This is a genomic window from Clostridium uliginosum (genome assembly GCF_900112485.1).
Classification (GTDB): Bacteria; Bacillota; Clostridia; order Clostridiales; family Clostridiaceae; genus Clostridium; species Clostridium uliginosum.
Genome location: NZ_FOMG01000037.1, coordinates 1 through 14,252 on the forward strand (window position 1 = coordinate 1; position 14,252 = coordinate 14,252).

General features: G+C 27.9%; 10 protein-coding genes, 1 pseudogene and 1 riboswitch. Of the genes and pseudogenes, 8 read left to right on the forward strand and 3 right to left on the reverse strand.

Annotation, left to right across the window (positions count from 1 at the left end; genetic code table 11):
- Positions 1 to 322 precede the first annotated feature (322 nt).
- Positions 323 to 409, forward strand: a riboswitch (glycine riboswitch).
- Positions 410 to 570: 161 nt separating this feature from the next.
- The 4 genes and pseudogenes from BM027_RS16260 to BM027_RS16275 form a co-directional block, all read left to right on the forward strand.
- Positions 571 to 804, forward strand: a pseudogene (locus BM027_RS16260) (sodium:alanine symporter family protein); the annotation flags it as partial.
- Between the two features lie 161 nt (positions 805 to 965).
- Positions 966 to 2,348 carry an amino acid permease gene (locus tag BM027_RS16265; protein WP_090094191.1) on the forward strand — a complete coding sequence of 461 codons (1,383 nt, stop codon included), beginning with the start codon at positions 966 to 968 and terminating at the stop codon, positions 2,346 to 2,348.
- Positions 2,349 to 2,534: 186 nt separating this feature from the next.
- Complete coding sequence (locus BM027_RS16270) at positions 2,535 to 3,212, forward strand: response regulator transcription factor (protein ID WP_090094193.1); 678 nt, start codon at positions 2,535 to 2,537, stop codon at positions 3,210 to 3,212.
- Positions 3,213 to 3,320: 108 nt separating this feature from the next.
- The gene (locus tag BM027_RS16275; protein WP_090094206.1) at positions 3,321 to 4,934 is read left to right on the forward strand and encodes a M20/M25/M40 family metallo-hydrolase; all 1,614 of its coding nucleotides are present in this window, start codon (positions 3,321 to 3,323) and stop codon (positions 4,932 to 4,934) included.
- A 333-nt stretch (positions 4,935 to 5,267) separates the two neighbouring features.
- Here the strand turns inward: BM027_RS16275 and BM027_RS16280 are convergent, their stop codons facing one another.
- Positions 5,268 to 6,530, reverse strand: a complete 1,263-nt coding sequence (locus BM027_RS16280; RefSeq protein WP_090094208.1) for a metal-dependent hydrolase family protein — start codon at positions 6,528 to 6,530, stop codon at positions 5,268 to 5,270.
- 172 nt (positions 6,531 to 6,702) lie between these two features.
- Positions 6,703 to 8,160: an APC family permease gene (locus BM027_RS16285; RefSeq protein ID WP_090094211.1), complete on the reverse strand. Its 1,458-nt coding sequence runs from the start codon at positions 8,158 to 8,160 to the stop codon at positions 6,703 to 6,705.
- 407 nt (positions 8,161 to 8,567) lie between these two features.
- On the opposite strand from BM027_RS16285, the gene BM027_RS16290 reads away from it, so the two are divergent.
- The 3 genes from BM027_RS16290 (at position 8,568) to fliB (ending at position 11,597) form a co-directional block, all read left to right on the forward strand.
- Positions 8,568 to 9,323 carry a J domain-containing protein gene (locus BM027_RS16290; protein ID WP_090094214.1) on the forward strand — a complete coding sequence of 252 codons (756 nt, stop codon included), beginning with the start codon at positions 8,568 to 8,570 and terminating at the stop codon, positions 9,321 to 9,323.
- A 23-nt stretch (positions 9,324 to 9,346) separates the two neighbouring features.
- On the forward strand, positions 9,347 to 10,324 hold the full coding sequence (locus BM027_RS16295; RefSeq protein ID WP_090094216.1) for a tRNA dihydrouridine synthase: 978 nt from the start codon (positions 9,347 to 9,349) through the stop codon (positions 10,322 to 10,324).
- A 124-nt stretch (positions 10,325 to 10,448) separates the two neighbouring features.
- Positions 10,449 to 11,597, forward strand: a complete 1,149-nt coding sequence (gene fliB / locus BM027_RS16300; RefSeq protein ID WP_090094219.1) for a flagellin lysine-N-methylase — start codon at positions 10,449 to 10,451, stop codon at positions 11,595 to 11,597.
- A gap of 183 nt (positions 11,598 to 11,780) precedes the next feature.
- Here fliB and BM027_RS16305 read toward each other — a convergent pair whose 3' ends face one another.
- Positions 11,781 to 12,671 carry an AraC family transcriptional regulator gene (locus tag BM027_RS16305; protein ID WP_090094221.1) on the reverse strand — a complete coding sequence of 297 codons (891 nt, stop codon included), beginning with the start codon at positions 12,669 to 12,671 and terminating at the stop codon, positions 11,781 to 11,783.
- A gap of 193 nt (positions 12,672 to 12,864) precedes the next feature.
- On the opposite strand from BM027_RS16305, the gene BM027_RS16310 reads away from it, so the two are divergent.
- Entirely contained in the window at positions 12,865 to 14,250 is a 1,386-nt protein-coding gene (locus tag BM027_RS16310; RefSeq protein ID WP_090094223.1) for an MFS transporter, read from the forward strand.
- The last annotated feature ends 2 nt before the right edge of the window (positions 14,251 to 14,252 follow it).

Consider the following 14,252-nt stretch of genomic DNA (forward strand, 5'->3'; position numbering starts at 1 on the left):
TAAGTTCATTTTCGTGGGTTATTTTAGTTTATAGACATTTAGAGAAAAAATAATACTTATAGTAATTCATCTCTCCATTTCATTTCTCTAATTTAACTTAACATTGTTACTTTATTATAAATGCTTTTAGTAATTATGACTAAATAATCTTTTTATTTTAATAATGAAATGAAGAAATTGTTGCAAATTTATTAAAAATGTATTAGTATATAACGGTAAAATTTAATAATTCAGACGAAGATAGCGGGAGAGTAATGGCTATGGCCATTCACCGAAGAAGTAAATCTTTCAGGTACCTATTTAATTAGAGATGACCGCTATTGGATGAAACCTTGGAGAGACTCTTATGAGCACCGAAGGAGAAAGCCACAAAGGCGAAACTCTCAGGTAAAAGGACAGGGGAAAGGTAACATATCTTTAAGAAATGATAACATTATTTACAAAAGTAATATATTATCAATTACTTCATTTAGATCTTATCTATTCTCATTTGTATCTCCAATCACAAAATACTTATATAGGAAAAGACATTTTTTAGTACATGTCTTTTGACTAAGATGGAGGGATAAAATGGATCAATTAACAAAAGTACTTACTCAAAACGATTCTATAGTATGAGGGGTTACACTTTTAGTCTTACTAATGGAAACTGGAATCTATCTTACCGTACGTCTAGGATTAATTCAATTATTCAAATTGCCTCTTGCTCTAAAATTTCTTTTCGAAAAAAATGAAGAAGAGCACAATGCAGAAGGTGATGTTACTAGTTTTGCAGCATTATGTACTGCACTAGCAGCTACTATATCTTGTAGTTATGCTTTATAACAGCACTGACATCAATAATATTTTTTTGGGTATCATAGAAATAGAAAGTTATATCTCAATGGCCTAATAATAATTCTAGAAAATTGTGATCTCAGTAACACAGATTTAAAAACAGTAACATTTAGAAAGGCGGAATATATATGTCAGAAAATCAAAATTTATCGAGAGGACTAAAAAATCGGCACGTTCAATTACTTGCAATTGGAGGTGCAATTGGTACTGGATTATTCCTTGGTTCAGGCAGGTCTATTCACTTGGCTGGTCCATCTATTTTATTTGCATATATGATAACAGGGATAATTTGTTTTTTTATTATGCGTGCTCTTGGAGAATTATTGCTTTCTAATTTAAACTACAATTCCTTTGTAGACTTTGTACATGATTATCTAGGAGACAGAGCAGCATTTATTACTGGATGGACCTACTGGTTCTGCTGGATTTCACTTGCTATGGCTGACTTAACTGCTGCTGGACTTTATATACAATACTGGTTCCCGAATGTAACTCAATGGGTTCCAAGCCTTATAGTTCTTGTGATTTTACTAATTATGAACCTTACCACAGTAAAGTTATTTGGCGAAATGGAATTCTGGTTTGCCTTAATTAAAATTGTTGCAATTTTATCATTAATTATAATTGGTACATTTATGATTATCAAAGGATTTTCTACAGATACTGGTGTATCTAGCTTTACAAACCTTTGGAGTCATGGCGGTTGGTTCCCAAATGGGGTAAGCGGTTTTATCCTTTCCTTCCAAATGGTTGTATTTGCTTTTACTGGAATCGAATTAGTTGGTTTAACAGCTGGTGAAACTGAAAATCCAGAACATGTTATTCCAAAGGCTATTAACAACATTCCAATTAGAATTATTATTTTCTATATCGGAGCACTTATTGTTATTATGAGTATATACCCATGGAATTCAATTAATCCAGATAAAAGCCCATTTGTACAGGTATTTGCTGCAGTGGGAATCGCAGCAGCAGCAAGTATTATAAATTTCGTTGTACTAACATCAGCTGCATCTGCTTGTAACAGTGGTATCTTCAGCACAAGCCGTATGGTTTACTCTCTTGCTAAAGAAAATAATGCACCTGAGTCAATGAAAAAATTAACTTCTCGTCAAGTACCTTCTAATGCTTTAATGTTCTCTGCAACTGTCATTTTGATTTCAGTTATTCTGAACTATATTATGCCAGAAGGGGTATTTGTACTCATTACAAGTATATCAACATTCTGCTTTATCTTCATTTGGGCAATTATAGTTATCTGCCATCTAAGATATCGCAAAACTAATCCTGAACTTGCGGCTTCGAGCAAATTCAAAATGCCACTTTACCCAATTGCTAACTATATAATTCTAGCATTTATTGCTTTTGTTATAGTTGTATTGGCACTTAATAAGGAAACTCGTGTAGCCTTATTTGTAACACCTGTATGGTTTATAATGCTTGGGGTGATTTATAAGATACTTAAATCAAAAAGAAAAAATGAAGAAGATGTCAAAAGAAATTTAACATAGGTTAACACTAAAAGGTTATGAATTTATAGTGAATTTTTACTATTGTACAAGCGAAAATAAATAACAGATTGAAAGAGGACATTATTCATACTGAACTGTACCCCGTCATGTATATATACAAAATATATAATAATATTCACAGATATGTTAATATATAGTTATAACAACTTATAATAGGGGGAGAATATGGTACATATAATAATTATTTTACATTTTCTGTGTTTTGCATTAGGTGTAGGTTTTATTACATTAAGTTGGTTAGTATATAAAAAAGATAAAATAATTATATTAAAAGACATAGTTATTGGAGAAACATTTTTTTCTATTTTGTTTTTAACAGATACGATAGGTATTTATATTAGAAAAATATTAGTGCAATATAAAATTGAGAATATTATTAAGGTAATAAATTATGTTTTAGTAGTAGCAGTTGTCTTTTATGTATATAAAATTATTAAGAAGGTTAAGGATAATGAATTATATAAAAAGTTGAATATGCAGATGAGAATTATTATAGGACTAATAATAGTAACAAGCATATTATTTTTATTTAGTTATAAGATTAAAATTCTTCAAAGTGCACCTTACTTAGGTATAATTTATTTACTTCAATGTATATTAGGAATAGTATGTATTAAAGAAAAAAAAGGAATAATACAGGAAGAAAAAAAATATTTAAAATGTCTTACTAATAGAGAAAAGGAAATTGTTGATTATGTTAGTATGGGTTTAAGTAATAAAGAAATTGGTGAGAAATTATTTATATCGGCTAATACTGTAAAAAATCATGTTTATAATATTTATAAAAAAGTGAATGTTAAAAATAAGGTGGAGCTTATAAACCTTGTAAATAAGGGAGACTAGTACTAGTGTACTAGTCTTTTTTTAGTAAAATAAGAGCTTTAGACTATATATAAATAAAAAAAGAATTATTATACTCTTCTCATACAGTAAGTATTAGGAGGAGTTATTATGAAAAAAAGAAAAGGTATAATTTTAGCAGTATGTATTTTATCAATTTTATTAGGATGTATAACAATGCATTATCCAAATACAAAAGAGAATAGTACAAATTTTTCTTATACGAGGGCAAAGGAAGATTTAAAAGTTATAACTAAGGAACCACATTCAACGGTGCATCATCAAGAAGCATTAAAAGATGTAAGACAATATATAGTTAAAGAACTAGAAGAATTAAATATGAATCCAGAGATTTTTAGCTATAAAGATGTAGAAAATGACAAAGGCGAAGTTGCAGATTTAAATAATATATATGGGAAAATTGATGGTAAAAATGGTGAAGATGGGAGTTATATATTACTTGTAGCTCATTATGACTCTGCAGGAACTAACCCTCAAAATGACGAGGGATATTCTTATGGAGCATCAGATGATGGATATGGTGTTGTAACAATATTAGAGACATTAAGAAATATAAGAGACAGTGGAAAGACATTAGAAAATGGAATTAAGGTATTAATAACAGATGGAGAAGAGATGCATTTAATTGGATCAAGGGAGGAGTTTAATAATAATTTTTCGTTATACAAAAATGTATCATATGTTATTAACTTAGAAGCTAGAGGTACAAGTGGGTCTGTGATAATGTTTCAAACAAGTGAAAAAAATGATAGAGTATTGAATTTGTATAAAAATGCAAATTATCCTGTAACATCATCATTAATTACAGATTTATATAAGGAGTCAGGTAGATCAGATTTCTTAAATATTAAAAATAGAGGACTAGCAGGTATTAACTTCACTACATTAGATAATGTAGAGTACTATCATACTCCAGAGGATTCTTATAAGAATATTAGTGATAAAAGCCTTAAGCATTATGGAGACCAAGTACTACCAATAGTTGAAGAGTTTATTTATTCTGATAAATATAATGACCTAGATTATTTTAAACAAGGAAATGATTCAATATTTTTTATGATATTACCTAATGTGATTTTAGATTATAGTGTTACTTTAGGAAGAATATTAGCTATCATAATAATAATTGCAGTGATAGTGACAATGATACATAATAGGGACAAGATTAAAGGTATACTAAAATCAATAGGAAAAAACTTGATTCATATTATAGGTACATTAATATTAGGTCTAATTATTAGTTTGGGTCTAGCAACTGTTTCAGGAGTTAATTTTACTTTAAATCATATGGGGAATGTTCCAGGAGATGATATTTTAGTTATTGTTCTACCAATAGTATTATTAGTATTTATGTTTAAAATAGAAATGAAAAAGAAAGAGAATATAAATGAGAACTTTTTTGCTGGAGTATTAATTCAAACAATATTATTGAGTGTATCAATGATATTTTTACCAGGGGCTAGTTATTTAACTATGATACCATTGATGTTAACCCTTATTTCATTAGCAATAATAAGGTTAACTAACAAGGAAGTAGCAAAATATACTTTGTTATTAACTATAGTAGCAATGATTATATTATATATTCCTCTAATAAATATCTTTCGTATGGCATTTTCAATAGGATCTTTACCATTCATATTTGCAATTTTGATGATAATGAAATCCTTAATAGTTCCAACAATAAATAAAATAATAAATTAAGTATTACAAAGCATATTTTGATAGAAAGAAAGTTTTAGATTATAATTTTGTTTTAAGGTTAAGAAATGAAACATAAAGAATAAAAAAAATTGCTAAGCATTAAAATATCAAGGTTAAATTATCTCTATATTAAAACCCACAAAAATCTTAAATTTAAGATTTTTGTGGGTTTATATTATTGACTTTCAATTTTTTTAAAACTGAATATTTTTAATATTTGAATTTAACTTAGTAAATTTCACCGTCCATGATTTCTATATAACAATATCAACACGGTTTTAAAACAAAGCATGTAATTTAAATATTTAATTACATAATCAAATTTTATTTATATTAGAAAGTGCTTTTTATAAAAGTATTCTTTATAATAACCCCTTCTTTCATGATAATATCCATATTATCAACAGCTATTGCACGAATATTTTCTAGAGGATTTCCATTGATGACTAGAAGATCAGCAAATTTTCCTTTTTCCAAAGTACCTGTAATGTCTCCTACATTAAGCATTTCAGCACCTACTTTAGTAGCGGCCATTATTGTATCCATAGGTGAAATGTTAGCTTTTTCAACAAATGAATACATTTCTCCAATAGCAGTTGTACCGTATGGTGTTAAGCTTGAACAGAATGAGTCAGAGCCAATAGTTAATCCTATCCCTTTAGCTTTAGCTTTTCTAAGGTTATCATAAACACGGTTTAATTCTTTTTTAGCAACAGTATCACCTAGATATCGATCATGTATTTCTGGAATATATGGTGGAGCATATGTCTTAAACCATTCGTTAAGGAATTGAATAGTAGGACAGAAATAAATACCTTTTTTTGCCATTATATCTAAGCATTCATCATTAAGTGTTTGTCCATGAATAATTAGATGAACACCAGCTTTAGCTGAATCAAGTGCTCCGCCGTATCCTTCAGCATGTGACCATACAGGGATACCTACCATATTACATTCATCAACAACAGCTTGGATTTCTTCAAGCGTATAGTGTTGATCAAGCTTTTTATCCCATCTCCAAATACCTCCACCTGTTGACCAAATTTTTATAGCATCAGGATTTTCTCTTAATCTTCTTCTAACAGCTTTACGAAGTTCCCAAGGCCCATCAATACGTTCAGCCCATGGATGTGATTGTTCATTATACCATAGAGGAACTCTATGTGAATCACCATGTCCACAAGTACGTGCAAAACCTAAACCAGTAGCCACTACACGAGGTCCTTGCATAATTCCTGCTTCAATCATATTACGAATGTGTAAACCTGAACGTGAAATTTCACCAACAGTAGTTAAACCATGTTCAAGACAGTCATGAGCTTGTTGAACAGCAACAACTGTTTTTTGAACAGGATCTTCTAAAATCCAATCACTATCATCGTCTGTAAGATTACCAGAAAAATGTAAATGACTATCTATAAGACCAGGCATAATTGTTTTTCCTGATATATCAACCTTTCTGTAATCTTCTCCAAAATCCTTTTTAGGACCGGCATATTCGATTTTCTTGTTAACTATTAATACTAATGAGTCTTTAACAGCCTCATTTATAGTACCATCAATAAGTAAACCACCTATAAAAGCAATTTTATTCATTATAAATTCCCCCTTAATATATTATAATTTTCTTTGCTCTCAATTTTCTTCTGTATAGAAGCAACAATTAAGAGCAAACTTATTTTTGCATAATAAATTTGCTAATAAGTAATTTTAATAAACTTGTTATTAAAGATTGCTTAATAGCATTTATATATTTATATTAAACAGATTAAACATTTTTATTTTTTTTACTTATATTTGTAAGTGTCATAAGAATTAACCCGATTGCAAGCCAACCAAGGACTATAATCAATTCTTGTGGTTTAAGAGCAGCAGGACTTGCGGGTATAATCATTAACCCAATTATGATAGATCCTGCTAAACACGCTGCAGAAATTCCTAATTTTCCACCAGGAACTTTATAAGGTCTTTGTAAATCAGGTTCTGTTCTACGCATTCTAAGACAAGCAAAGCTTACCATTGTACAAGAGAAAATAAATGCAAGTGCAGAAACATTAGTAAGTGGAACGAGCATATTCTTACCAAGGAAAGGTCCAATTAAAGTAAGAATTGCTAAAATAATGTTTGGAGTAACAGGAGTACCACTTTTAGCATCTACTTTTGCAAATGATTTTGGAAGTTGGTTTTTACGTCCCATAGCAAGCATTATACGAGAAGTAGCACCATAGAATGAATTCATAGGTCCCATAGGTCCTAAAGTAGCAATACAAAGCATGATAATGTATAAAATTACATTGATATCTTTAAGACAAGAAAGAGCAGGAACAGTATGTTTAATAAAATCATTCCATGGAATGATAGTTCCAAATGAGTAAATACAAACCATGTAAAAAACACCTGATGCAAGTAATGCCATAGAAATAACTTTACCAAATTTATTCCAATTAAGTCCTTCAGCTGCTTCTTCAGCTTGTTGAGGAATAGTATCAAAACCTGCATAGAAGAATGGTGTCATAACTAAAACACTAAGAATGCCTGAAAATAGGCTAGTAGCACTTGTAGAGGAAGTTGTGGCATCTACTTGTCTGAAAATTGGATTTAAGTGAGAAGGACTACCTTTAAAAATGGAAATTCCAATAGCAAGTATCATACCTGCAAGTAAAGCCTTTGTTAAAAATCCTTGTAATTTTGCAGCCGAAGAAGCACCTTTGAAGTTCAATATAATAACATAAACTGCAAAACAAAGCGAAATTAATGTTGGGAAAAGATAAACATCAGCACCTAGTATTGTGTAAAGCTTTACACTGCGTAAAAATGGGAAAAATTCTCCAAACATTTCAGATACTAAAGTAGAGATGGCAATTGCTTCCCAAGGACAAAGAATGCCATTTCCTAATGAAAGGAACCAACCTGTAATATATGAAATTTTAGAACCGAAAGTTCTGTCTACATATTCAACTATACCCCCTGAAATAGGAATAGCTGAGGTAAGTTCTCCAAATACAGCACCAATAGGTAAAAGGAGAATTGAACCAATAATGAATGCAATCATAGCAGCTATAGGGCCACCACCAATAATCATCCAATCACCTACTAGTAAAACCCAGCCTGTACCAATAATGGCACCAAACCCAATAGTGAAAAAATTCCAAAGGGACAGAGTTTTTTTCATGTTTGTTTTTGGTATATTGGTTTGAGTTGAGTTTAAATTATTTTTAGTATCCATTTAATATCACCCCCTTAATTATCAATATATTATAGAATTGTGGAAAAATGTAAGAAATATAATTATAAAAGAAATATATTTGAAATATTTGATTTATATATTATTTACAATAATGTAGCAGATGAGTTAGTAACATTAAAACAAAATGTTAAACAGCTTTTAGTTATGAGTAGAAAATAAAAATTTAGAAAATAATTTAGATAAAAAAATAAAAAATGTAGATTTTAAAATAATTTCTTTTGCTAAAAAGAAATTATTGTTTATGATATAATACAGATACATTAAATACTTATGTAATGTATCTGTAAGGTAGTTTGTTAATAAGGGAGTAAAATTAGTATGAAAAAAAATACTGTAGTTGATAATATAAGTATATTAACTAACGATGGATTAGATGGAGACGAAAAATGACAGATTATTATAAAATATTAGGTGTAGAAAAAAATGCATCAAAAGAAGCAATAAAAAAAGCGTATGAAAAGCAAGTAGAAAAAATAAAAAAAGAAGTAGTTAATGAAAAACGACTTAATGAATTTTTGAAGTTATTTGATCAGGCATATGAAGCTTTAAATAGTTTAGAAGAAAGTCAATTAATGGATAAAAATGAAACATTAATTATTCAACCACAAGAAGTACAAAAAGAACTAGAGGTTAATAATAAAAGTAAAAATTATATATCTAGAAATAACTCAAAAAGCAAAGGAAGAAATGCTAGCACAAAAAGGAATGATGTTAGCCAAAAAGGAGTTTCAAAAAACAAAGATAAGAAAAATAAATTGAACGATAATAAAGAAGAAAAAGCTAGAAAACAAAAAGCGATTGAGAAAAGTCCAAAAAGTAATACTAAACAAATATTTGATTTGCTTATGTTACCATTTAAGATATTAGCTTTACCATTAATAGCGATATTATCAGTAATAATATTATTATGCCAGATTATAAATGTAGTTTCATGGATAGCATCTAAATTATTAATAATTGCTGCTATATCCGTAGGAGCGATACACTTATATCAGGTTAAAACAGGACAAACTATAAATTATAATATATTAATTTTGGCTGCTTCAGTGTTATTAGCATCATTCTTTTTACCGTATATCTTAAGGTTTGTGTTAAAAGTTTTTGAAAAATTAAATAATGTATTAAAAGATTTTGTTTTTTAGAATGTTTATAAAGGAGTTATTAAATGAAATATTATTTAGCACCAATGGAAGGAATTACGGGATACATATATAGAAATTCTTATGAAAAATTTTTTCATAATATTGATAAATGCTTTACGCCCTTTATTGTTACAAATAAAAGCAGAAGTCTTAAAACCAAAGAACTAAGGGATGTTTTGCCAGAAAATAATAAAGGGATGAATATAGTGCCTCAAATACTTACTAATGATTCAGAAGGTTTTATTATTACTTCTAGAAAATTACAACAATTAGGTTATAACGAGGTTAACTTAAATCTAGGCTGTCCTGCTGGAACGGTTGTTTCAAAAAGTAGAGGCTCAGGATTTCTAGCCAAAAGAGAAGAACTTGATATGTTTTTAGATGAAATATTTAAAATAGATGATATAAAAATTTCTATAAAAACTAGAATAGGAAAAGATAGTCCAGAAGAATTTTATGAGCTAATAAAATTATACAATAAATATCCTATAGAAGAATTAATTATTCATCCTAGAACGCAAAAAGATTTTTATGGAAATAAACCTAATTTAGAGATATTTAAAGATGCATTATCTTTAAGTACCAATCCTGTATGTTATAATGGTGATATTTTCACTGCTCGAGATCATAATAAATTAATAAAAACTTTTCCAGAAGTAAAAACAGTAATGCTAGGGAGAGGGATACTAGCTAATCCAGGGTTAATGAATAAGATAAAAAATAATACTAATATAGACAAAAAAGTATTAAAAGATTTTCATGATGAAATTTTTAATAAATATAGAGAATTATTTAATGAAGATAGAAATGCAATATTTAGAATGAAAGAATTATGGGGATATATGATTTACATATTTTCAGATAGTAAAAAATATGCTAAAAAAATAAAGAAGACACAAAAGTTAAGTGATTATAATGAGGCTGTCTTAAGTTTATTTGAGGAACAGGAAATCATAGAAGGGGCTGGATTATTTTATAATAAATGTAGCTCAAATGTATAAAAACATAGCAAAACACTAAAAAATGATGTAGAGTTTTTTTGAAAACAGTATACTAAAACTAAAGAATTTTATTATAATAATTAATGTTTAAGCTAATATTATTAAAAAATTGGAGTTAAATTATATGAATAAAGTAATAGATATATTAAAACTTTCAAATTATGATAAGTTCAAGTGCATAGCTGATAAATGTAAGTTTACATGTTGTGAAGGCTGGGATATTGGGATAGATGGGGATACATACAATAAATGGAAAGAAAAAAATAATAAGTCTGATTATATTTTTAATAATATAAAAATAAAAAACTGCAAAAGTAAAACAGAGTATTTTATAAATAAGGAAACTCATGAAGCATGTCCTTTCTTAGATAACCAGGGATTATGTAAGATAGTAAAAAGCCATGGAGAGGAGTATTTATCTTTAACATGTCACATGTTTCCTAGGATAGAAAACATATTTGAAGATAAAAAGGAACTTTTATTATCATGTGCATGTCCTGAAGTAGTAGAGCTTATAAGTAGTATAAATGGAAAAATAAATATAATTTCAGAAAATAATACTAATTTAAAAAATAATTTATTAGAACTTAAAATCAGAGAAACTCTGGTTAATATAGTGCAGCAGAAAAATTTTTCATTAGAAGATAAGCTGATTATTAGCTTTCAAATGCTATTAACTATTTTAGAAAATGAAAGCTTTAGAGAAGATAATTTATTAGAAGAACTAGAAAAGTATAAGAATGGAGATTATATACGAGAACTTATAGATATGTATCATGATGTAGATTTAAACATAAATGACTCAGTTGAAGAAATTAATTATTTATTTTTAGATATTATTCAGAATTATAAAGAGGTTTCTGTTCTAGATATTCTTTTGAAAGATATTTCTGATTTTGCTGAAAATATTAAAATTAGAACTCTTTCAGCTAAATGGCATGATTATAAAAGATTATTTGAAGAATATAATAAGTTAATTGAAAATTGTATTGTATCTAAGATTTTAAGTTGTTGTATAAGTAGTGATATTAAGGAGATGATTATTTCTTTTCAATTGATTATATTAGAGTATTTGTTAGTAAGGTATGCCGTATTTTTGAAATATTGTATGAATAAGAATAAAGAAATAGATACCCAAGACATAAAAGATTATATTGTAGCTTTTTCAAGAATTATTGGTAATAATACTGAAGCAGTTAGAGAATTTATTATAGATGGATTTGGTGAGGCTGTTTTGGAAATTGGATATTTGTGCTTTATAACTTTATTTTAATAGTTCAGTAAATATAAAAGAAAAAATATAATATTATATAGGATACTAAGTGTTGTTATTATAAAATAACATAGTTATTTTATAATAAGCTTTTCTAAATGTTAGTGGATTTTAAAGATCACGTATGATATTCTCTACAATACTAAGTAAGTATTATAGAGAATTTTTTTATGCTTATAGATTTTATCTAGTTAGTATATTTCTAAACTCAGAGGGATTTATTCCACACCATAATTTAAATTGACGGCTAAAGTGAGAAACATTTCTATAACCAATTCTTTCACTTATTTCAGATAAAGTAATATTAGGTTGACCCAAGAGAATTTTAGCTTCATTAAATTTTAGCTGATTAAGATAAGTTTTTGGAGACATATTATAAGTAGATTTAAACTTTACTAAGGCATATCCACTACTAATATTTAACTCATTTGCTATATATTTAATTGTTAATGTTTTTAACTTATCTTCAGAAGGATTTAGAGAAAATTGGCGGAAGTTTTCTTGGATTTTTTCACATATACAACGTGCATAATAAAGTGTACTATAATTATTCTCTACTTCTAACTGCTTTTTTGTCTCCACATATTTAAGTAATTCTATAATTAATTTCATTAGTATAATTTCTACTTCTAGCTTGTTTATTAAAGAAAAATTATCACTATCCATATCCAATATGTTAATCCATTTATTTAAGATATTTTTTAATTTAGTATGTATTTCATTTCCTTCTGTAAAAATAAAATCACAATAACACATCAAATCATGATGAATTTCAGGATCATCAATATCAAAATGAACACAAAAATAAGTCATACCCTCTTTGGAAATACAAGTATTCACATGTCTGTAACCAGGTGGAATTAACATTATATGATTTTTTTTAATTATGTATTCTTGGTTATTTGTATTTGTTAATTGTTCTCCGTCTAAAACTATCAAAATTTCAAATGCATGATGATATTCCTCTGAAACTGACCAGCCTTTTTGTACTTTATGTTTATGTCCCCCGAAAAATCTAATATTTGAATCTAAATAGGGTAATTTTTTTACTTTGTTTAACCAATCTGAATCCATTTCTGTCACTCCAATACATTTAAAAATGGTATAAAACGATTTGTTTATGATATAGATTTTACCATAAGTTAATTATAAAATGAAGATAACGGTTACTGTTAACGTTAATATAGTATTTTTTATAATTAAATACTTTAAAGTAATTATTTTTATATGTAATTATTTTATTTAAAAATGGTAAGGAGGAGAAAATTTGAATACAGAAATTACCCAAATAAATTATGATAGCAATAAAGAAAAAATTAAATTTCCTGAGAAACTTGGGTATGGACTAGGAGATTTTGCATGTAATTTAGTTTGGAATTCTCTTAGTATGTTTATATTATATTTTTACACTGATGTTATGGGAATGGCAGCTGCCATTATTAGTACATTAATGCTAGTAGTGCGTATTATTTCTGGCTTTATGGATATTGCTGCTGGTGTTGTTGTAGATAAAACAAATACAAAGTATGGAAAAGCTAGACCATGGATTTTATGGATGGCAATTCCATTTGGTATAGGTACAATATTACTTTTTTCTGTACCGAATATAGGTAATACCGGAAAGTTAGCTTATATTATTGGAACTTACGTGTTAATCAATGTAGTTTATACAGCTATTAATATTCCGTATGGTGTACTAAATTCATTAATGACACAAGATCAAAATGAAAGATCAGAAGTTAATATTTATAGAATGTTTTGTTCAACTGCTGGTTCTCTTTGTGTAAGCGCTTTGGTTTTACCACTTGTATCTTTTTTTGGCGGAGGACAACAGGCATGGATTTTAACTTTTGGTATATTTGGTATTAGTGCTACATTAATATTTTTTATCACATTTAAAACAACAAAAGAAAGAATTGTAGCAGTAAATAAAGAAAAGTCACAAAATATTTCTTTTACATATGGAATAAAAGCATTAATTAAAAACAGATATTGGATTATTATAGTTCTATTATTGGTTGTAGTATTTATGAGTATGGGAATTATGGGTGGAAGTATGATTTATTATGCTCAGCATATACTTAAGGACAAAAATTTAGTCGGAGGTTTGTCTATTGCCCAAAATGTTCCTACATTAATTGTTATGTTAATTATTGCTATGCCATTAATTAAGAAATGTGGAAAACGTAATACGGCTATTTTAGGTTCAGTAATTTTTATTTTAGGCTCAGTGATTGCTTTAATAGATTTAACAAGTATTCCGTTAATTTATATTTCTATTATTGTTAGAGGAGCTGGAAACGCTTTGGTTTCAGCCACAATTTTTGCTTTATTAGCGGATACAATTGAATATGGAGAATGGAAAACAAATATTAGAACAGAAGGACTAGTTTATAGTGCAGGAAATTTTGGATTAAAGGTAGGTATAGGCTTAGGTACAGCTATTGTAGGATGGTTATTAGCCTTTAGTCATTATAATGGAGAAGCTATGGTTCAACCGCATAGTGCTATAACTACTATTAACATATTATTTACTTGGTTACCTATGATTTTAGCAGTCGTACAAATTATTTTACTTAAGTTTTACAAACTAGATAAGTTATATACAAAAATTATTAGTGATTTAGAAAAAAGAAAATATACGGAGGAGTAAAG

Coding starts and splice junctions, on each gene's coding strand:
- BM027_RS16265 (WP_090094191.1), top strand. CDS start 966: ATGTCAGAAAATCAAAATTTATCGAGAGGACTAAAAAATCGGCACGTT.
- BM027_RS16270 (WP_090094193.1), top strand. CDS start 2,535: ATGGTACATATAATAATTATTTTACATTTTCTGTGTTTTGCATTAGGT.
- BM027_RS16275 (WP_090094206.1), top strand. CDS start 3,321: ATGAAAAAAAGAAAAGGTATAATTTTAGCAGTATGTATTTTATCAATT.
- BM027_RS16280 (WP_090094208.1), bottom strand. CDS start 6,530: ATGAATAAAATTGCTTTTATAGGTGGTTTACTTATTGATGGTACTATA.
- BM027_RS16285 (WP_090094211.1), bottom strand. CDS start 8,160: ATGGATACTAAAAATAATTTAAACTCAACTCAAACCAATATACCAAAA.
- BM027_RS16290 (WP_090094214.1), top strand. CDS start 8,568: ATGACAGATTATTATAAAATATTAGGTGTAGAAAAAAATGCATCAAAA.
- BM027_RS16295 (WP_090094216.1), top strand. CDS start 9,347: ATGAAATATTATTTAGCACCAATGGAAGGAATTACGGGATACATATAT.
- fliB (WP_090094219.1), top strand. CDS start 10,449: ATGAATAAAGTAATAGATATATTAAAACTTTCAAATTATGATAAGTTC.
- BM027_RS16305 (WP_090094221.1), bottom strand. CDS start 12,671: ATGGATTCAGATTGGTTAAACAAAGTAAAAAAATTACCCTATTTAGAT.